The 17,538-nt window shown below is 61.1% G+C and carries 21 protein-coding genes; 12 read left to right on the top strand and 9 right to left on the bottom strand.

The window, feature by feature from the left end; genetic code table 11:
* Positions 1–425: 425 nt before the first annotated feature.
* The 6 genes from ACWUKX_RS14435 (at position 426) to ACWUKX_RS14460 (ending at position 3,356) form a co-directional block, all read left to right on the top strand.
* A complete protein-coding gene (locus ACWUKX_RS14435; protein ID WP_456007510.1) occupies positions 426–710 on the top strand; it encodes a DUF982 domain-containing protein in 285 nt (94 codons plus the stop codon).
* A 128-nt stretch (positions 711–838) separates the two neighbouring features.
* Complete coding sequence (locus ACWUKX_RS14440; protein ID WP_352962406.1) at positions 839–1,048, top strand: hypothetical protein; 210 nt, start codon at positions 839–841, stop codon at positions 1,046–1,048.
* 397 nt (positions 1,049–1,445) lie between these two features.
* Complete coding sequence (locus ACWUKX_RS14445) at positions 1,446–1,727, top strand: hypothetical protein (RefSeq protein WP_456007512.1); 282 nt, start codon at positions 1,446–1,448, stop codon at positions 1,725–1,727.
* Positions 1,728–2,518: 791 nt separating this feature from the next.
* Positions 2,519–2,818 carry a DUF1236 domain-containing protein gene (locus ACWUKX_RS14450; RefSeq protein ID WP_095519499.1) on the top strand — a complete coding sequence of 100 codons (300 nt, stop codon included), beginning with the start codon at positions 2,519–2,521 and terminating at the stop codon, positions 2,816–2,818.
* A 75-nt stretch (positions 2,819–2,893) separates the two neighbouring features.
* Positions 2,894–3,094, top strand: a complete 201-nt coding sequence (locus ACWUKX_RS14455) for a hypothetical protein (RefSeq protein WP_455850524.1) — start codon at positions 2,894–2,896, stop codon at positions 3,092–3,094.
* Between the two features lie 40 nt (positions 3,095–3,134).
* Entirely contained in the window at positions 3,135–3,356 is a 222-nt protein-coding gene (locus ACWUKX_RS14460; protein WP_456007514.1) for a hypothetical protein, read from the top strand.
* A 42-nt stretch (positions 3,357–3,398) separates the two neighbouring features.
* On the opposite strand, the gene ACWUKX_RS14465 is transcribed toward ACWUKX_RS14460, so the two are convergent.
* Complete coding sequence (locus ACWUKX_RS14465; protein WP_456007516.1) at positions 3,399–4,691, bottom strand: Nramp family divalent metal transporter; 1,293 nt, start codon at positions 4,689–4,691, stop codon at positions 3,399–3,401.
* A 521-nt stretch (positions 4,692–5,212) separates the two neighbouring features.
* Between ACWUKX_RS14465 and ACWUKX_RS14470 the strand changes: the two genes are divergently transcribed.
* Positions 5,213–6,439 (top strand): anion transporter, encoded by a 1,227-nt coding sequence (locus tag ACWUKX_RS14470; protein WP_456007518.1) that lies wholly within the window; start codon positions 5,213–5,215, stop codon positions 6,437–6,439.
* A gap of 51 nt (positions 6,440–6,490) precedes the next feature.
* Here ACWUKX_RS14470 and ACWUKX_RS14475 read toward each other — a convergent pair whose 3' ends face one another.
* The 6 genes from ACWUKX_RS14475 to ACWUKX_RS14500 all read right to left on the bottom strand — a co-directional run bounded on the left by ACWUKX_RS14475 (position 6,491) and on the right by ACWUKX_RS14500 (position 10,392).
* A complete protein-coding gene (locus ACWUKX_RS14475; RefSeq protein ID WP_029354264.1) occupies positions 6,491–6,880 on the bottom strand; it encodes a YkvA family protein in 390 nt (129 codons plus the stop codon).
* A 110-nt stretch (positions 6,881–6,990) separates the two neighbouring features.
* Positions 6,991–7,143, bottom strand: coding sequence for a hypothetical protein (locus tag ACWUKX_RS14480; protein WP_456007520.1), 153 nt, complete (start codon positions 7,141–7,143; stop codon positions 6,991–6,993).
* Between the two features lie 238 nt (positions 7,144–7,381).
* Positions 7,382–7,711 (bottom strand): cupredoxin domain-containing protein, encoded by a 330-nt coding sequence (locus tag ACWUKX_RS14485; protein WP_456007522.1) that lies wholly within the window; start codon positions 7,709–7,711, stop codon positions 7,382–7,384.
* Positions 7,708–8,232, bottom strand: a complete 525-nt coding sequence (locus ACWUKX_RS14490) for a DUF4142 domain-containing protein (protein ID WP_029354260.1) — start codon at positions 8,230–8,232, stop codon at positions 7,708–7,710. Before ACWUKX_RS14490 ends, ACWUKX_RS14485 begins: the two co-directional genes overlap by 4 nt.
* A gap of 99 nt (positions 8,233–8,331) precedes the next feature.
* Entirely contained in the window at positions 8,332–9,012 is a 681-nt protein-coding gene (locus tag ACWUKX_RS14495; RefSeq protein WP_456007524.1) for an RNA polymerase sigma factor, read from the bottom strand.
* A gap of 210 nt (positions 9,013–9,222) precedes the next feature.
* Complete coding sequence (locus ACWUKX_RS14500; protein ID WP_456007526.1) at positions 9,223–10,392, bottom strand: cystathionine beta-lyase; 1,170 nt, start codon at positions 10,390–10,392, stop codon at positions 9,223–9,225.
* A gap of 445 nt (positions 10,393–10,837) precedes the next feature.
* Here ACWUKX_RS14500 and ACWUKX_RS14505 point away from each other — a divergent pair, with 445 nt between their 5' ends.
* The 5 genes from ACWUKX_RS14505 (at position 10,838) to ACWUKX_RS14525 (ending at position 15,894) form a co-directional block, all read left to right on the top strand.
* The gene (locus ACWUKX_RS14505; protein WP_127209546.1) at positions 10,838–11,866 is read left to right on the top strand and encodes an amino acid ABC transporter substrate-binding protein; all 1,029 of its coding nucleotides are present in this window, start codon (positions 10,838–10,840) and stop codon (positions 11,864–11,866) included.
* Between the two features lie 63 nt (positions 11,867–11,929).
* Positions 11,930–13,117, top strand: a complete 1,188-nt coding sequence (locus ACWUKX_RS14510; protein WP_029354257.1) for an amino acid ABC transporter permease — start codon at positions 11,930–11,932, stop codon at positions 13,115–13,117.
* Positions 13,118–13,121: 4 nt separating this feature from the next.
* A complete protein-coding gene (locus ACWUKX_RS14515; protein ID WP_456007528.1) occupies positions 13,122–14,279 on the top strand; it encodes an amino acid ABC transporter permease in 1,158 nt (385 codons plus the stop codon).
* Between the two features lie 21 nt (positions 14,280–14,300).
* Entirely contained in the window at positions 14,301–15,104 is an 804-nt protein-coding gene (locus tag ACWUKX_RS14520) for an amino acid ABC transporter ATP-binding protein (protein WP_065008990.1), read from the top strand.
* A 103-nt stretch (positions 15,105–15,207) separates the two neighbouring features.
* Complete coding sequence (locus tag ACWUKX_RS14525; RefSeq protein WP_456007530.1) at positions 15,208–15,894, top strand: TIGR02117 family protein; 687 nt, start codon at positions 15,208–15,210, stop codon at positions 15,892–15,894.
* Here ACWUKX_RS14525 and ACWUKX_RS14530 read toward each other — a convergent pair.
* Together ACWUKX_RS14530 and ACWUKX_RS14535 are read right to left on the bottom strand one after the other, a co-directional pair.
* Positions 15,885–17,129 carry an FAD-dependent monooxygenase gene (locus ACWUKX_RS14530; protein ID WP_456007532.1) on the bottom strand — a complete coding sequence of 415 codons (1,245 nt, stop codon included), beginning with the start codon at positions 17,127–17,129 and terminating at the stop codon, positions 15,885–15,887. The genes ACWUKX_RS14525 and ACWUKX_RS14530 overlap by 10 nt on opposite strands.
* Before the next feature lie 16 nt (positions 17,130–17,145).
* Positions 17,146–17,391, bottom strand: a complete 246-nt coding sequence (locus ACWUKX_RS14535; protein WP_456007534.1) for a zinc-finger domain-containing protein — start codon at positions 17,389–17,391, stop codon at positions 17,146–17,148.
* Positions 17,392–17,538 lie beyond the last annotated feature (147 nt).

Here is a 17,538-nt window from a genome sequence, read left to right on the forward strand (position 1 = left end):
CGCCTCCCGGATCCTTGCAAATTATACGGCTGGTATCACTGACGAGGACGAACTCGTCTCAGCGTCAAAACTGCCGTTGGGTCGGTAGATGCAACGCAAATAGGTCCTGCTTTCACCGCCTTTTTTCGACCCTCGCTGGAACATAGGTTTAAGCCGGAAGTTCGGGACGTGCAGCATGGTCTTGGTTCCCTCTCAAGACTGCTGCCGGTCGGGCGATGCTCCGATCAGCCCGCGTCCTCCCTCCGTGAGGCGCGGGCTTCTTCGTTCAGGTAACCGAAACGATCAAGGGTCTTCGGACGTCCAGCCCCTGGGGCCGCAACGGGGCCTCGGCCGGTGAATTCAGAGCACCACTGCCCCAGGGACGTTCATGCAACCACCGCCATGTCTTTGCGTGTAACCGCCTTCAATCCTGCGGAGCGACAAAAATGACGGCGTGCATCCCGATTACAATCTGCCTGAATCACAGGCCGATGGTGGTCGCGTCGATACCTGATGCTGAGACGGCGCTTCAGCAACCATGGCCATTCATGGACAAGCCGTCCCGACTTGAAGCAATCCGAATGATCGAGGAATGCCTGGCCGGACATTGCAGCCACCAAGCTGCGTTCGCCGCTTTCGAGGCGGCTGCAACTGAACAGGGACTGCTTAAGCGGAAGCCTCCAAGCGAACGCCTCAAGAAATTCGACGGGGTTGCTGAAGATCTGATGTGAGGTCGTCCTCGCCCGCTTGCAGATCTTCCGCGAGGGCGCATCTCGCGTCTGCGATTCTGCAACGGGGTGCGGTTTTTTGTGTATAATAATGCTGCACGAACAAAATCTCTGGGCGAAGGGGGTTTGTCATGCCGCTTCGTGGAAGAGCAGAGGATTCGGGTGTTTTCAACCCGTCAGAGCTGGCGCTACTTGGCCGCGTGTTCAATCGTTTGAAGATTGACGGCCAATCGGAACAACAGCGCGAGTCGCTCGCGTCCCGAATTATTGCCAATTACATGGCGGGAGTGGTGGACGAGGAAGAACTTCTGTCGGCTTCGAAACAAGCTCTGGGGCGGTAGGCCCGGGTAAAGCAAGCCAACCGAGTTGACGCTCCCAACCGCCGGTTGGTAGACGAGACGCAGCCGGCGCGCGTAGGATTTCCTACGATCCGGGCACACCCACCCCCGCCCACCCTGTGCCTGGTGAACGACTGATCTCCCGCCGTGCCGAAAGGTGCGGCGGGCTTTTTGACTTCCGTATGCAATACCCGGCTCGGGGAGGGCGTTCGGCTTCTGCCGCATCTCCTGTGAACCAAGCTGCGAGATCGGTGTCCCCTCCTGGTCAAGGCCGGGGTGAAGCACTTGCGCGGCAAGGACGATCTTCGGCAACTCGCTTCCAAGGCTTTGGGAAGACTAGGTGCGACGCGACTGTTTTCGCTCGTTAAAAATGAGTATGGACTCTGATCCTGACAGGACTATGAATTATCCGGGCGCCGTTGCCGGGATGTCAGCGCACATCGTGCTCCTGCCCATCAAGGAGGAGGACATGAGAAAGCCTCTAGCGCTCATCTTTGAGGACGAGCCGATGATCGTCATCGATATCGAGACGTCACTCAGAGAGGCTGGCTTCGCGGTGGCCTCAGAGCCAAGTTGCAATCGTGCACGACAAATTTTGGCCCTTGTTGAGCCTGACGTCGTCATCCTGGACGTGCTCTTGCAGGACTGCATCAGCTCTTCGGTTGCTGAAGAACTCCCGTAATATCCCTTTTGTAATTTATAGTGCCACGGACATCGAGGGCCGCGGTGAGGCCTTCAAGGCCGGTACTTTTGTCGCGAAACCTGCGGACGAATCCGTGCTTGTAGCTTTGGCGGATTCCATGGCTAGGGCATCCACGGCTGCGAGAATGCTTCGAGAAACTCGAGAGACGGGTGAGTGCTCTAAAATCCGGTGTCAGAAACTCAAAACCGCGCAACCGGCTACACCGAAGGCATAAAAAACGCGACGAACCGCGCCGTGCCCCGGCATGAGGCTCCACATCAGGCATCTCCGGGGCGAGGAAGAGCTGCGCCCGCCTCGGTGCTGGGCTCCAGCGACGAGGACGCCTCAGTCGCGCTCGCTCGGACCACCCGCCAAATCGAGGAATGGCGGGTGGTCCTTTATCAGCGCAGGAAGGGACTTAGCTGCGCAGATCTCAATTTCGTTCTTCGGTCCAATCGTCAAAGTCCGATTGTTCCTAGCTAACGACCATTCCAATCGCCAGGAACGCGATGGAGACGGCGAAGACCGGAGCGAGCAACCAGCGGGCTTGGTGGACGCTATTCTCCATTGGATTCCTCCCGTGAACTCACAGCGAGCAACTACTACGAGCAGCCGCAGTTCCGGGTGGCGCGATGTCAGGGGCTATTACGCGAAAACAGGTGAGACTTAGGTCCTGTCTCCTATCAGACCGAAGCCCAGGTAAGGAACGTTTGCATCTGCCTGAGGTTTGGTGAGGCTGGCGCGAAGACGATGCCGTTCAGCGCAACAGAGCTCGTATAAAGGAGGCACTTATGAGAATGCGTCTTTCCACTGCAGCCGCGGGGTTTCTGCTGCTGGCAGGTATCGGCGCCGCTGCCGCTCAGGACGTTGTTATCGCGCCTGAACAGGAGACGGTCATCAGAGAGTATGTGAAGAAGCAGCCGCTCGCCTCAGTGAAAATCCCTGGAGTGGAGCTCAATATCGGCTCAACCCTGCCCGAGACGGTCGAGCTTCATGAAGTTCCTGACACCGAATACCGCTACGTGGTCGTCGACAACCGGACCGTTGTCGTTGACCCGGGCACTCGCAAGATCATCAAAATCATCGAATGACCAAAGCGACTGGGAGGACAGCCCGCCGTGCCGAAAGGTGCGGTGGGAAGCCAGCAAGGGAGGAATGTGATCATTATGTCGAACCGTGAGATTGGAGCGTCCCAGGCGCTGCGAATGCGCGTGGCCGACCTCAGCGAGAGGATGCGCGGCGCCCGGATTACCGAGGATGAACTGAAGATCTTTGGAAAAGTCGCAGCCGTCATGGAGGACGGCAAGGGCAGAATCGATGCCGACGATTTGATTGCCGCATCCTTCGTCGTGGAGACGCTGGACTAACAAGCCGCCTCAAAACTCTCCACAATTGTGAAGTGCTGCAATGTCCCTCTCTCCCAGCCTGTTCTCTGTCGGCCTGACTTTCCACTGCCCGCAGTGCAACTTCACCGTCATCAAGAACGGCAGCTGGTTTCAGGTCGTTTCCCATTACAAGTGCGACGGATGCGGACGCGAAATCCGGATTACCTATCCCGACAAGATTGCGATCTTCCAGAAGCACGCGCACTTGGCCACGCCGCCCCGGGAGCACGGTAGAGACGTGTGAGCTCGAATTGCCGGGGTATGGGGCGCGAGCGTCATGGTGACCTTAGATAAACCAGGTCGCTACCAGCCCTAAAGAGGCGGAAAAGATTGCGATCGTAGTAGCCCATCCCAGAGCGTTGGTGGTGCGGCTGTTGACCTTGTCTCCCATGATCCGCGGGTTGTTCGTCATGAGCATGATAAGAAGAAGCAGTGGCGGCGTAGAAAAGCCCTGCACGATGCCGGACCAGACGAGCGCCTTCATCGGGTTGAAACCCAGGAAATTCAGGCCGACAGCAATCAGCGTGAAGGCGCCGATCGCGATATAGAACTTTGGCGCCTCACGCGGCTTGGCATGAAGACTGTGCTTCCATCCAACTGCTTGCGCCAGATCGTATGCCGCACCTGTCGTCATGACCGGAACGGCAAGGAACCCGACCCCGATCACGCCGGCAGCGAACAGTACGCCAGCGGCTGCACCAGCGAGCGGCTTGAGAGCTTCGGCTGCTTGAGCGGCGGTCTCTACGTCGTGCTCGCCGGCTTCATAGAGCGTAGACCCTGTCGACAGGATGATGAAGTACATGATGAGATTGGAAAAGATCATGCCGATCAGGATATCGCGGCGGGAGCGGCGCAGTTCACCGTCCGTGGCACCCTTGCGCTCCTTCAGCGTCGTTCTCCCCTCGGCAATCTCTTCCTCCACCTCCTCATTCGACTGCCAGGTGTAGAGATACGCTGAAAGGGTGGTGCCGATGATGGCCACCAGGATGGACAGGAACTCGCGGCTGAACTCGATCTTCGGAACAAGGGTGCCCCACAGCACGGCTGCCGCATCCGGCTTCGCCATGATGGCTGAGCCGACATAGGCAAGCAGGGCCAGCGCGAGCCAGCGAAAGATGTTACGAATGAGCGTGTAGGAGCCCCAAAGCTGGAGAGCAAAGATCGCGGCCGCGACTACGATCACAATGAGGGGGATCGGAACAGGAAGGAAGATGTTGATGGATGCAGCCATGCCGCCGAGATCGGCGGCTGCTTCGATCGTGTTGCCGATCAGCACGCCCACAAGAACAGCCCAGAGCAGCCACCCTGGGTAGAAGTCCTTGATCGCATGAAAGAGGCCACGGCCCGAAACCTGTCCAAGCTTCGACGAGAGATACACGACAGTGTACATCATCGGCAGCGTTACAGGAGCGGTCCAAAGCAGGTCTGGGCCAAAGCGCGCGCCGGCACTCGCATAGGTACCGATGGCCGAGCAGTCGTCGTCAGCAGCGCCGGTGATAAGGCCGAGTCCAAGTGCTCGTCCGATGCCGTCTTTCTTGTCTTCCTGTGGTGAAGTGGCGTTAGGATCGCGCTGCGTCATTGCGGCCACGCCGCGCTAAGAGCGTAAGGCGCAAGCACGACCGAAACGTCGAGAACAATTACCCAATAGATGTACCGCAGCGCGGGAGTGGAACTCATTCCGGCAAACCTCTACCGCCGTTTCAACTCCGCAATCGGCTGCTTGTTCCAGGGTCAGTCGGGTGTTCAGCGCTCGCCTTGCCATGCCGAAGGCGCGTTCTTCGCTTTGCTGGTCGGCCGGCCTCCATCCTCGCCATGATCGAGCCACGATTTCAATGAGCTTGGGCTTCTTCTAAGCCTTATCTTCGACGGAAGCATACCCAACGTTTTACGAGAAACTCTGCTGGTGTGATTGTCTGGATGAGTTGGCCGATGGTGCGCCAGTCTCTTCGATGGTTCGCGCTGTGCGCGTCGCATCAATGTTTGATATTGCCAAGGCTTGCCCGATCGGATTGAGCTCAGGTGCGTATGGCGGCAGGAATCACACTTGCGCCGGCTACCCTATGGCGGGGCAGGGCGGATCTGAACGGGGCTTTCCCACGAATGACATTGATGGGTGCGGCGGCACTGCTGATCCTGATCCTGACCTATGCCGGCGTTGCCATCGGCAGGATCCCCGGCTTACGCCTTGACCGGGCAGGCGTTGCGCTGCTCGGCGGTGCGGCGATGATCGCCATCGGCGCGCTCAGCCTGGAGGACGCCTACCGCGCCATCAATTTCGACACCATCACGCTGCTGCTCGGCATGATGATCGTCGTCTCGCATCTGAAGGTATCTGGCGCCTTTCGCGCACTCGGCGCCGTTGCCATCGAGCACGCACATGCGCCGTTTATGCTGCTGGTGATGGTGACGCTGCTGACCGGCGTCCTGTCAGCGTTCCTGGTCAACGACGCGATCTGCCTGGTCATGGCGCCGATCGTCGTCCACGTCACCCGGATCATCAACCGCAACCCAATTCCCTACCTGATCGCCACCGCCACGGCGTCGAATTGCGGCAGCGTCGCCACCATCACCGGAAACCCGCAGAATATGGTCATCGGCGCGCTTTCGGGGATTTCCTATCCGGCCTTCTCGGCGGCCCTGGCGCCGGTCGCGCTGTTTGGCCTCGTCGCCGTCGTCGTTATCGTGCGCATCGTCTATCGCGCCGAATTTGCGCGCAAGACCGAGCTCAGCCCCGAGGTCTATCGCGGCCGCATGCTGCCGGGACAGGTGCTCAAGGCCGTGGTCGTCTGCATCGGACTGGCAATCGCCTTCTTTGCCGGCGTTCCGGTTGCCAAGGCCGCACTGATCGGCGGCGCCATCCTTCTTGTGACCCGCGCTATCAAGCCGGAGCGCATCTACCGCGAGATAGACGGGCCGCTGCTGTTCATGTTCGCCGGCCTTTTCATCGTCGTCGCCGGCGCCGAGAAGGCGCTTCTCACCCCCGAGATCATCGCCTCGGCAAAGGACCTCGGGCTGGACGATGTCTGGCGGCTGTCCGGCTTCACCGCAGTGCTGTCCAACATCATGAGCAACGTTCCGGCCGTGCTTGCGCTGCGGCCGTTCATACCCGGCCTGGAGAGCCCCGAGCGCGCCTGGCTGGTCGTCGCCATGAGCTCGACTCTGGCCGGCAATTTCACGCTGCTCGGCTCGATCGCCAATTTGATTGTCGCTGAGCAGGCGCGCGCCGCCGGCAAGGCGCTGTCTTTCGGAGCCTTCTTCAGGGTCGGACTGCCGCTGACGCTGATCACGCTGCTTGCTGGGACTGCGTGGCTGGCGCTTGGGTTTTAGGCCGCCGGCGCAGCAGGCAAGGGCGGTTTCAAGTGCAAGCAAGCCTCCGGACTATCTGGCGTGGGTGGGCCAAAAGGCCCAGATCAGCAAAGCTGCCAAAGCCAGCCAGAGCGCCACGATAAAGAACATTCCCGTCCTGCTTTGCGGACGTGTTTCGAGCGCGGCAGCCTGCGCTCGAAACTCGTCCATCAGCGGCGGCGGAACAAGCCTTATGGCCAGGATTACGCCGAGCGGTACGATGATCAGGTCGTCAAGATAGCCGAGCACCGGAACGAAATCCGGGATCAGGTCGATTGGGGAAAGCGCATAGGCGGCCACCATCCCCGCCACGAGTTTCGCGGACCAGGGCACCCGAGGATCGCGTGCGGCGAACCACAGGGCGACGACATCAAGCTTGATGTCGCGCGCCCGGCTCTTTGCCGCTTCCAGCCATGCTTTCATAGGGTTACTTTAGCACAGATTGTCGTCCGCCTGCATTCGAGCGGCGGTCGCTGGTCGTAGAAAGACTGGACCGCACCGTCCGTGGCGCGTCCCAAAGGATGCAAGGTGCTCTATCGCTCCGAGGATTCGGTGCTGCTCGCCGGCTTCGAAACATAGGCGTCGGGAAAGTCCTGCGAGGCGACATCGTCGGCAAGGCTCCTCAGCTTTTCGGCCGCGGCCGCCCCTAAAATCGCCTCGAAGCGCCGGTTGGCCTCGACCGACACGACATATGCCTGCTGGTATCGCTTTTCCGAGTGGCGTCAGCACAGCATGTTTCGTTCGCCGGTCGTTGACATCCTGGCGGACCTCTATCAGACCGCGCGCTGTGGGACGCTGCCCGCGCCACCCTGTTCGCGCCACCCTGTTCGCCGCGACGCAGACCGGCGAGCCGGCGCCTCGCTACCAGGTGGCTTGATGCCGCCCGACCGCCCTGCGCGTGCAGGGCGGTCTCTGCTGGCTTGGCTAGGGCGACGTCACCGTCATTTGGCCTTTCATGTTCGGGTGGAAGCGGCAGAAATAATCGAACGAACCTGCCCTCTTCAGCGTCAGGCTCGCCGATGTCTTCGGCGGGATCATCACCTCCCAGCCGCCTGTGACGGTCGCAGTGTGGGCGAACACGTCTTTGTTGACCCACTCGATAGTGTCGCCGACCTTCGCCTCGATGCTTGCGGGCGAAAACACCAGCTTCTCGATCGTCACCTCAATCGTTTCGGCCTTGGCGGATGTGGCAGCAATAGTTAGCGCCATTGCAATCCACAGATGCCGTTTCGACACCGTCGGTGCTGTACTCATTTCAGCATGCCGGCGACATGTTCGGCATGCTGTTCATGGCCCTGGAATAGCTTCAGGCCGGTCTCCAGCAGGCTCTTCAGTTCGGCATTCTCGGCCGAGGGGATCAGCAGGGTTTCGAGCGCGCCGTTGACCTGCTTGTGATAGGCGACCTCGTTGTCAACATAGGCCTTGTCGAACGCGGCGCCGTCGAGCTTGGCGAGCTTCGCCCGTTCCTCGTCCGCCGCCTTGGTCAGCGCCTTGCTGGTGGCGTTGTCCTCTGGCGTCACGTTGAGCTTCTTGACCAGGTCAAGCGCTTGTTTGTTTACGGCTTCATGGTCTCGCACCATGTCTTTGGCGAAGTCGAGAATCTCCTTGTTTTTCGATTTCTTCAGCGCTTGCATGGCCGCCTCGACGTCAAGCACGCCGGCTGTGTAGGCGATGTGGGCGATCTGCGGGTCGCTCGGCTTATCGGAGGCTTGCGCCAACGTTGCTGTGCTGAGCAGGAAAAGCGCTGCCAGTGCGGTGGTCGATCGAATAAACATGACGTTCTCCTTCGCCGGATGCGAATGGCTCCGGGCATTTCCAGTTGACGATGATTGGATGCCGGGCGGGGGCAAACGTTCCCGGGAATTCGGGAAAAATCAGTCTCTAAAGCCAAGCCGCTGCATCACCGCGGCGGTCAGCCGTTCACACCGGCGGCCGGCGAAGGGGAAGGCATCGAGCAGCACCGGGCCGATCTGATCGTCCAGCGCCTTGCGGACGAGGGCGCGGGCCCGGTGCAGCCGGGTCTTGACGGTTTCGGGCCGCACATCAAGCAATGCTGCGGTCTCGTCTATGCTGAGACCCTCGATCACCCGCGCCACGAATACTGTCCGGTAGACATCGGGAAGGCGATCGGTCGCCCGTTCGACAAGCTCGAGGATCTGCCGTTGCGCCATCGTCCGCTCCGGATCATCGCTGGGATTAAGGGGAAACTTGATGATTTCGGCTTGTAGACTTTGCGGCATCGCTACCGTTCGCCGCCTTTTGCGCAAACGCCCAAGCGCCTCATTGATGACGATGCGCGACAGCCATGTGGCGAGAGAGGATTCGCCGCGAAAATCCCCGAGCTGGGCAAAGGCCCTGACATAGGCCTCCTGCACGATGTCCTCAGCCTCGCTGTCGTTGCGGACGACGCTGCGGGCGATACGATAGAGCCGCTGATTGTGCATCTTGATAATGGTGCGGAAGGCTCCGCCCTCGCGTGCCAAGGCGCGGCCGACAAGCTGCATCTCGCCAGATGCGGCGGGCATGACGGTCGCAGCCGTGAGCGGTTTCCTCATCGCGAGCCAATCTCCTGACCGGAAGCAAATCCTCCGATCGAAACATTGGACGGACTAACCGAGAAAAGGTTCCCGAACATTTTCCCGGCGGCCCGACTACGCTACCGCTTCGACCAGCAGCTTGTCTGCAGCTTGCGCGCGCCGTTGCGGCCAGCAGATCGGTCTGCGTGATCAGGCCGAGGATGCGCCGTTGGAAGACCCTGCCGTCGCTCAAGCAGCCGCCGCCGCAGCGAGGCCGCGCGACAGATCGTCTTTCAGGTCGTCGACGTCTTCAAGCCCGATCTGCAAGCGAATGAGCGGGCCGTCATAAGGGCCCTTGGCGACGACGCGGTCGCCGAGGAAGACCGGCACGGCAAGGCTCTCATAGCCGCCCCAGGAATAGCCAAGGCCGAATATCCTGAGCGCGTCGAGGAAGGCATGCTGCTGTTTCTGGCCGCCGCCCTTGAGGACGATCGAAAAAATGCCGCTCGAGCCGCAGAAGTCGCGCCTCCAGAGAGCGTGATCGGGGTGGCTGGCAAGCGCGGGATGCAACACGCGCGCCACGCCCGGCTGGCCCTCCAGCCAGGCGCCTATGGCCAGTGCGCTGCGCTGATGGTGGTCGAGGCGCACGCCCATGGTGCGCAGGCCGCGCAGCACCTGATAGACATCGTCGGGCCCGGCGCAGCAGCCCATCGTGTAGAACGTCTCGCAAAGCTGTTTCCAGCAGGCCTTGTTGGCCGACGCGGTGCCGAGCAGCACATCGGAATGGCCAGCCGGGTATTTCGTCGCCGCATGAATCGAGATGTCGACGCCGTAGTCGAGCGGGCGGAAGTAGAGCGGCGTCGCCCAGGTGTTATCCATCATGACGATCGCGCCTGCGGCGTGTGCCGCGCTGGCGATGGCCGGTATGTCCTGCACCTCGAACGTGTTGGAGGCCGGCGATTCGGTGAACACGACCCTGGTGTTGGGCTTGATCAGCGCCGCTATACCGGCACCGACATGCGGATCGTAATACTCAACCTCGACGCCCAGCCGTTTCAGCATCGTGTCGGCGAAATTGCGGGTCGGGTGATAGACGGAATCGACGATCAGGACATGGTCGCCCGCCGACAGGAAGGCGAGCAGCGGCACCGTCACCGCCGCCAGGCCCGAGGGCACCAGGATAGTGCCGGCCGAGCCTTCGAGCGCGTCGATCGCGCCGGCAAGCGCGTCGGTGGTCGGCGTGCCGCGCGTTCCGTAGGTGTATTTCTGGCTGCGTGCCGCCATCGTCGCCGCATTGGGATAGAGCACGGTCGAGGCATGCACGACCGGCGGATTGACGAAGCCGAAATAGTCTTGCGGATTGTTGCCCGAATGGGCAAGCCGCGTGTTGATGCCCATTTCGTTGCCGTCTTTTGCCATTGCGCTTCGCCTCTGATGAAGCGCTAGCCATAGTGCGGCGGCATTGGCGGCGCAACCGTTCGCCATCCGCCAGCCGGCGGACTTTGGATATGCCAATTTATCGCACGACAAGTCAGTGATGAGCCGTAAATCCGAGCGACGGGTTTTGCCGGCCCAGCCCCCAATTTGCGTTGACCGGGCTTTGCCGGCTTTGTTCGCATGGCTGGCTAATTTCCAGGCGCGTTTGTCTGCAATTCAGGCATTTGCGGCAATTGGTTTTCAAACTCTTTCGGTTTAGGTCATTTCCCTTGACCTCACTGAAATAATCGCCTTCGATGCAGTTCGTGAATGGGAGGCAGCGCGTCGGTTGCGATGCGGGGTTCCGGGAATGGGCCGGAACGGGAAGCTGCGTTCACACGGAAAAAGTCAGGTTCGCCTGAAAAAAACAGAAAAGGGTCTGTGGGTTATGAAACACATTGCAATCGGCATTCTGGGCGCCGCCGCGCTTGGGTTGGTGGCTTCGGCCGCGTCGGCGGCCACGCTCGACGACGTCAAGGCCAAGGGCTTCATCCAATGCGGCGTCTCGACCGGTCTGGCCGGCTTCTCGGCGCCGGACGACAAGGGCGACTGGCAAGGCATCGATGCGGATTTCTGCCGCGCTGTCGCGGCCGCCGTTTTCGGCGATGGCACCAAGGTCAAGTTCACGCCGCTCAGCGCCAAGGAACGCTTCACCGCGCTGCAGTCAGGCGAGATCGACATCCTGTCGCGCAACACCACCTGGACCATCAACCGCGATACCGCACTCGGCCTGAACTTCATTGGCGTGACCTATTATGACGGCCAGGGCTTCATGATCAACGCCAAGAAGCTGCCGGGCGTGAATTCCGCGCTGCAGCTTTCCGGCGCGGCGGTTTGCGTGCAGAGCGGCACGACAACCGAGCTCAACCTTGCCGACTATTTCAAGTCGAACAAGATGGAGTACAACCCGGTCGTCTTCGAGAAATTGGAAGAGGTCAACGCCGCCTATGACGCCGGCCGCTGCGATGTCTACACCACCGACCAGTCGGGTCTCTACGGCATCCGCCTGACGCTTGGCGCCCCGGCCGACCACGTTGTGCTGCCCGAGATCATCTCAAAAGAACCGCTTGGACCGGCCGTGCGTCAGGGTGACGACCAGTGGTACCACATCGTCAAGTGGACTTATTTCGCGTTGCTGCAGGCCGAGGAACTCGGCATCACCAAGGCCAATGTCGACGAGATGAAGAACTCGGACAACCCGGAGATCAAGCGCGTGCTCGGAACTGAGCCCGACACCAAGATCGGCACCGATCTCGGTGTCTCCAATGACTGGGTGGTCAACATCGTCAAGGCTGTCGGCAACTATGGCGAAATGTTCGAACGCAATGTCGGTTCGGGCAGCCCGCTGAAGATCGCGCGCGGCATCAACGCATTGTGGACCAAGGGCGGCCTACAATACGCTCCGCCGATCCGCTGATCGAAATGTGATCCGGAAGGCAGCTTTCCTGCCTTCCGGTTTCTCTTTCCAGGGGATGGTTGAATGGCATCGCAGGAAATTCTTCGCGAGGAGCCAAGCCGCGGCTCCTTCATCAACGATCCGAAGGTCCGGGGCATATTCTTCCAGGCGGTGGTCGTCATCGTGCTGGTGGCGTTGGTTTGGTGGATCGTCCAAAACACCATCGACAATCTGACGCGCCTGCGCATTGCATCAGGCTTCGGTTTCCTCAGGGGCCGCGCCGGCTTCGACATCAGTGACAGCGCCATCGCCTACTCGTCGGATTCCACCTATGGCCGCGCCATTCTGGTCGGCTTCATCAACACGCTCATCGTTGCCGTCTCCGGCATCATCACCGCGACCATAATCGGCTTTATCCTCGGCGTCGGCCGACTTTCGCACAACTGGCTGATCCGCAAGATCTGCACGGTCTATGTCGAGGTCTTCCGCAACATCCCGCCGCTGCTGGTCATCTTCTTCTGGTATTCAGGCGTGCTTTCGGTGCTGCCGCCGCCGCGCGAGAGCATCAATTTGCCGTTCAGCTCCTTTCTCAACCAACGTGGCTTTTATTTTCCGCGCGCCGTGTGGGGCGAAGGCTCCTGGCTGATCCTGGTCGCTCTGCTTCTCGGCATCGCCATGGCGTGGTTCGTCGCCCGCAAGGCGCGTCAGCGGCAGATGGCGACCGGCCAGCAATTCCCTGTGTTCTGGACATCGGCGGCTTTGATCATCGGCTTGCCGTTGCTGGCCTATGCGCTGAGCGGCTTCCCGCTGAGCTTCGATTATCCAAAGCAATCGACCTTCAACCTGACCGGCGGCTTTCAGGTCAAGCCGGAGTTCCTGTCTCTCTACCTGGCGCTGTCCTTCTATACGGCCGCCTTCATCGCCGAAATCGTGCGGGCCGGCATCATGGGCGTCAGTAAGGGGCAGACCGAGGCAGCCGGTGCGCTCGGGCTGCGGCCGGGATCGATTCTGCGGCTTGTCGTCATTCCGCAAGCCATGCGCATCGTCATTCCGCCGCTGACCAGCCAGTATCTGAACCTGACTAAGAACTCGTCGCTGGCCATCGCCATCGGCTACCCGGACCTGACGGCGACGACCGGCACGGTGCTGAACCAGACCGGCCAGGCGATCGAGTGCGTGCTGATCATGATGGTGGTCTATCTCGCGCTCAGCCTGTTGACGTCGGCGATCATGAACGTGGTCAACGCCAGAATGGCGCTGGTGGAGAGGTAGCGACATGCAGGAGCACGACCTTTCCTTCGTCCGCGTCGAAATGGCGCTGGCACAGTCGGCGCCAGCAAGTGAGCGCGGTCTGGGCGCCTGGATACGCAAAAACCTGATTGCTTCGACCGGCGACACGATCCTGACCATCATCGGCATCGTGCTGGTCGCGATGATCCTGCCGCAACTGATCAGCTGGGCTTTCATCAACGCCCAATGGACCGGCACCGACCGTACTTTCTGCGCCACGGTGGCGCAGGGCGGCATCCAGCCGGATGGTTGGTCGGGCGCCTGCTGGGCCTTCGTCAACGCCAAATTCGGCCAGTTCATGTTCGGCCGCTATCCGATCGATGAGCGCTGGCGGCCGATCCTGGTCGCCATCCTGTTTGTGGCGCTTCTGGTGCCGCTGCTGATCCCGAAGGTGCCGCGCAAGGGGCTGAACGCAATTTTGTTCTTCGGGGCGCTGCCGATCGTTGCTTTCATCCTGCTGGTTGGCGGCGTGTTCGGCCTGCCGCATGTCGAAACCTCGCTATGGGGCGGGCTTCTGGTGACGCTCACCCTGTCCTTCGTCGGCATTGCCGTGTCGCTGCCGATCGGCATTGTGCTGGCGCTGGGGCGGCGATCGAAGATGCCGATCGTCAAGATGCTGTGCGTCATCTTCATCGAGACGGTTCGCGGCATCCCGCTGATCACCGTCCTGTTCATGGCCAGCGTCATGCTGCCGCTGTTCCTGCCGGCCGGCGTCACCTTCGACAAGTTCTTGCGCGCGCTGATCGGTGTCTCGCTGTTTGCCGCTGCCTATATGGCCGAAGTGGTGCGCGGCGGCCTGCAGGCGATCCCCAAGGGCCAGTATGAGGGTGCGGATTCGCTCGGCCTCGGCTACTGGCAGAAGATGGGCCTGATCGTGCTGCCGCAGGCGCTGAAGCTGGTCATTCCCGGCATCGTCAATACCTTCATCGGCATGTTCAAGGACACCAGCCTGGTCTCAATCATCTCGATGTTCGACCTGCTCGGCGTCGTCAAACAGAATTTCTCCGACGCCAACTGGGCAACGCCGCAGACGGCCAGGTCCGGCCTGGTGTTCGCTGCCTTCGTCTTCTGGATGTTCTGTTTCGGCATGTCGCGTTATTCGATGTTCACGGAACGCCGGCTCGATACCAGCTACAAACGCTAAGAACAAAAAAGGGAACCTTCCATGGCCACAGAAAATGCAGTCAGCGCGGAAGAGATCAAGGTCAATGCCGCCAAGATGCAGGTTTCCACCACCGACGTCGCCATCGACATCATCGCTATGCACAAATGGTACGGCGAATTCCACGTGCTGAAGGATATCAATCTGAAGGTGATGCGCGGCGAGCGCATCGTCATTTGCGGCCCTTCGGGCTCCGGCAAATCGACGATGATCCGCTGCATCAACCGGCTGGAAGAGCACCAGAAGGGCAAGATCATCGTCGATGGCAAGGAATTGACCAACGACCTCAAGAAGATTGACGAAGTGCGCCGCGAGGTCGGCATGGTTTTCCAGCACTTCAACCTGTTCCCGCATTTGACCATCCTGGAAAACTGCACGCTGGCGCCGATCTGGGTGCGCAAGACGCCGAAGAAGCAGGCCGAGGAAATCGCCATGCACTTCCTCACGCGCGTCAAGATCCCGGAACAGGCCAACAAATATCCCGGCCAGCTTTCCGGCGGCCAGCAGCAGCGCGTCGCCATCGCCCGCTCGTTATGCATGAACCCGCGCATCATGCTGTTCGACGAGCCGACCTCTGCGCTCGATCCCGAAATGATCAAGGAAGTGCTGGAGACAATGGTCGGCCTCGCCGAAGAGGGCATGACCATGCTCTGCGTCACCCACGAGATGGGCTTTGCCCGCAAGGTCGCCAACCGTGTGATCTTCATGGATCAGGGCCAGATCGTCGAGCAGAACACGCCGGCCGAGTTCTTCGACAATCCGCGCCACGAGCGCACAAAACTGTTCCTGTCGCAGATCCTGCACTGATCGCTCTCACGCGAATCAAAAGAGCCCGGCCGAAATCCTGCCGGGCTCTTTTGCGTCTGGGCCGTCAGCCGGCGATTGCGCCCAGATTGCGAGGCCGTACCTCATGAAAAAGCCGTCCCTCGTGAAAAAGCTTGGGCGTTTTCTCGCCATTCTGGTGGTGGCAATCGTGCTTGCCGTGGTTTTGGGCACATTCATTCCACGGCCGCTCTTGCCGGCGGCCGCCGCCGATCCCGTAGCCACCAGGCACATCCTGGTGCTGAAAAATCCGATCCACACCGATATCGCCGTCCCGGTCGATGACGACGTGCGCAAGCGCTTCCATTTCCTGGTCGATGGCGGCATTCCGGCCGACATGGCTGGGGTCCGCTACATCGTCTTCGGCTGGGGAGGCCGCGCCTTCTATCTGGAGACGCCGACCTGGTCGGAACTGAAGGCGGTGCCGGTGATGAAGGCGCTGACACTGGACGCATCGGTGATGCATATCAATGTCGCCGGCAACGTTGTCGAGCCGCACCCCGACGTCGCCGGCTTCGACATCAGCGAGGAGCGTTTTGCGGCGCTGCTCGACTTCATCACCGCGAGTTTCCAGCAAGGGCCGAACGGTCCCATCCCAGTCGAGAATGCCGCCTATTCCAGGTTCGACCGCTTCTACGAAGCCAACGGCCACTTCAACGCACTGGTTGGCTGCAACACCTGGACAGCGGCGGCTCTGCGTATCGCCGGCCTGCGGACAGGCTGGTGGAATCCGCTGCCGGCCTCGCTCGACCTGTCGATGCGGATTTATAATTGATGCTTGGCACTAGTGTCCGACGGTTCCGGCACCTGCCGGCCATAAAGCCAATCGAGATCGGCGGCGAGCCTTTCCGGAGAGCGCAATCTCAGAAACAGGTTGCGCGCGACCGCCACCGGCCCGGAAGCGTGCCAGGCGAGACGGTTGACAGCACCGCGGCGGGCGACCTTGGCGATGCGCGGGCGCCGCACCTTTTCCCAGGCGGCAAGGGCGTTCCAGGGGTCGGCAGGCGAGGCGGCGACAAAACCTGCAAGGGTTGCGGCATCCTCGATCGCCATCGCCGCGCCTTGCGCCGCAAACGGCGTCATCGCATGCGCAGCGTCGCCGATCAGCGCGATGCCGGCGGGCGTTGTCCATGGCTGTGCCTGGTCGACCGTATGGATCGGCCATGCGGTCCACGGGCCGGCATCCTCGGCAAGCCGGGCCAGTGCTGCCGCCGTGCCACGCATCGCGCCGACGAGGATGTTAGGGTCGGCGTGGCCCGACCAGCCCTCGGCGATGATCTCGCCCCTGGTGAAGGCGGCCAGGTTGAACGCCGTGCCGTTGCTGACCGGATAGGCGACGAGGTGAAAACCGGGATGCAGGAAGGCGGTCACGCAATTGGCGGCGCCGACCGCCGCAAGCGCTTCTCCCGCGACACTGTCTGCACTGATCGTAGCGCGCCAGGCAAGCTCGCCCGAAAACCGGCTTTTGGCCGCAAACCCGCCAAGAGCACGGATAGCCGACCACACGCCGTCGGCGCCGATCAGCAGAAAGCCGTCGGCTTCGACCGTCTTGCCGGCAATCTCGACTGTTGCCGTGGTATGGCGCGGTCCTGCGGCGATGCCGCCGACGCGCGCGCCGGTGACGAGACTGATGTCGGGCTGTTCGGCAAGGCGCGCCATCAGCGCGTCTTGCAGATCGGCCCGATGAGCGACGAGATAGGGCGCGTGCCAGCGCCTTTCGGCTTCTTCGCCAAGCGGCACCCGCGCCAGCTCGCGCAGTGTGGCGGCGTCCTTGAGCACGACCGCCTCCGGCCGCACCGCCGCCGGCAACAGCCGGTCGAGCACGCCGAGCTGGCGAAGGATGCGCGTTGCGTTGGGTGACAGCTGGATGCCGGCGCCGGCTGCTTCGAGGCGCGGCGCCTGTTCGAACAGCCGCACCAGATAGCCGCGTTCGGAAAATGCCAGCGCCGCAGTCAGTCCGGCGACGCCGGCTCCGGCGATAACGACCTGCCGGGACCGGATGTCGTCCATGGGGATGGCGTGCGCCTCAGGCTGCCTGAGGGATATAGAGGCATCCCGCAGGCTGCGTTTCCGTCGCCTTCAGCTTTGGCGAATAGCGAAAAAGCGTCGAGCAATAGGGGCAGACCTTTTCATTGTCGTCGCCCATGTCGAGAAACACATGGGGATGGTCGAAAGGGGGGTTGGCGCCGGTGCACATGAATTCCTTCACGCCGATGTCGATCGCCGCATAGCCCGCATCGTTCTGGAAATGGGGAATGGAACCGCTTGCCATCGTCGTCTCCTACATTTGCCGCATGACCCCGGATCACGCGCAAAAAATCAAAATTCCCGCCGCGTCCTTTGCGAGTCCAAGGGCGCGCCGCGCTGTAGCCTGGATTGCATCTGGATCATAAGCTGTCTCTTTGCAAGATCGATGAAA

The organism is Mesorhizobium sp. f-mel (assembly GCF_053850215.1).

Bases quoted from the DNA above. Each gene is read 5' to 3' on its own strand.
- ACWUKX_RS14440 (WP_352962406.1), top strand. From the start codon at position 839: ATGCCGCTTCGTGGAAGAGCAGAGGATTCGGGTGTTTTCAACCCGTCA.
- ACWUKX_RS14465 (WP_456007516.1), bottom strand. From the start codon at position 4,691: ATGACGCAGCGCGATCCTAACGCCACTTCACCACAGGAAGACAAGAAA.
- ACWUKX_RS14490 (WP_029354260.1), bottom strand. From the start codon at position 8,232: ATGTTTATTCGATCGACCACCGCACTGGCAGCGCTTTTCCTGCTCAGC.
- ACWUKX_RS14445 (WP_456007512.1), top strand. From the start codon at position 1,446: ATGAATTATCCGGGCGCCGTTGCCGGGATGTCAGCGCACATCGTGCTC.
- ACWUKX_RS14485 (WP_456007522.1), bottom strand. From the start codon at position 7,711: ATGAGTACAGCACCGACGGTGTCGAAACGGCATCTGTGGATTGCAATG.
- ACWUKX_RS14450 (WP_095519499.1), top strand. From the start codon at position 2,519: ATGAGAATGCGTCTTTCCACTGCAGCCGCGGGGTTTCTGCTGCTGGCA.
- ACWUKX_RS14495 (WP_456007524.1), bottom strand. From the start codon at position 9,012: ATGAGGAAACCGCTCACGGCTGCGACCGTCATGCCCGCCGCATCTGGC.
- ACWUKX_RS14510 (WP_029354257.1), top strand. From the start codon at position 11,930: ATGGCATCGCAGGAAATTCTTCGCGAGGAGCCAAGCCGCGGCTCCTTC.
- ACWUKX_RS14515 (WP_456007528.1), top strand. From the start codon at position 13,122: ATGCAGGAGCACGACCTTTCCTTCGTCCGCGTCGAAATGGCGCTGGCA.
- ACWUKX_RS14500 (WP_456007526.1), bottom strand. From the start codon at position 10,392: ATGGCAAAAGACGGCAACGAAATGGGCATCAACACGCGGCTTGCCCAT.
- ACWUKX_RS14470 (WP_456007518.1), top strand. From the start codon at position 5,213: ATGACATTGATGGGTGCGGCGGCACTGCTGATCCTGATCCTGACCTAT.
- ACWUKX_RS14435 (WP_456007510.1), top strand. From the start codon at position 426: ATGACGGCGTGCATCCCGATTACAATCTGCCTGAATCACAGGCCGATG.
- ACWUKX_RS14530 (WP_456007532.1), bottom strand. From the start codon at position 17,129: ATGGACGACATCCGGTCCCGGCAGGTCGTTATCGCCGGAGCCGGCGTC.
- ACWUKX_RS14455 (WP_455850524.1), top strand. From the start codon at position 2,894: ATGTCGAACCGTGAGATTGGAGCGTCCCAGGCGCTGCGAATGCGCGTG.
- ACWUKX_RS14520 (WP_065008990.1), top strand. From the start codon at position 14,301: ATGGCCACAGAAAATGCAGTCAGCGCGGAAGAGATCAAGGTCAATGCC.
- ACWUKX_RS14535 (WP_456007534.1), bottom strand. From the start codon at position 17,391: ATGGCAAGCGGTTCCATTCCCCATTTCCAGAACGATGCGGGCTATGCG.
- ACWUKX_RS14475 (WP_029354264.1), bottom strand. From the start codon at position 6,880: ATGAAAGCATGGCTGGAAGCGGCAAAGAGCCGGGCGCGCGACATCAAG.
- ACWUKX_RS14460 (WP_456007514.1), top strand. From the start codon at position 3,135: ATGTCCCTCTCTCCCAGCCTGTTCTCTGTCGGCCTGACTTTCCACTGC.
- ACWUKX_RS14525 (WP_456007530.1), top strand. From the start codon at position 15,208: ATGAAAAAGCCGTCCCTCGTGAAAAAGCTTGGGCGTTTTCTCGCCATT.
- ACWUKX_RS14505 (WP_127209546.1), top strand. From the start codon at position 10,838: ATGAAACACATTGCAATCGGCATTCTGGGCGCCGCCGCGCTTGGGTTG.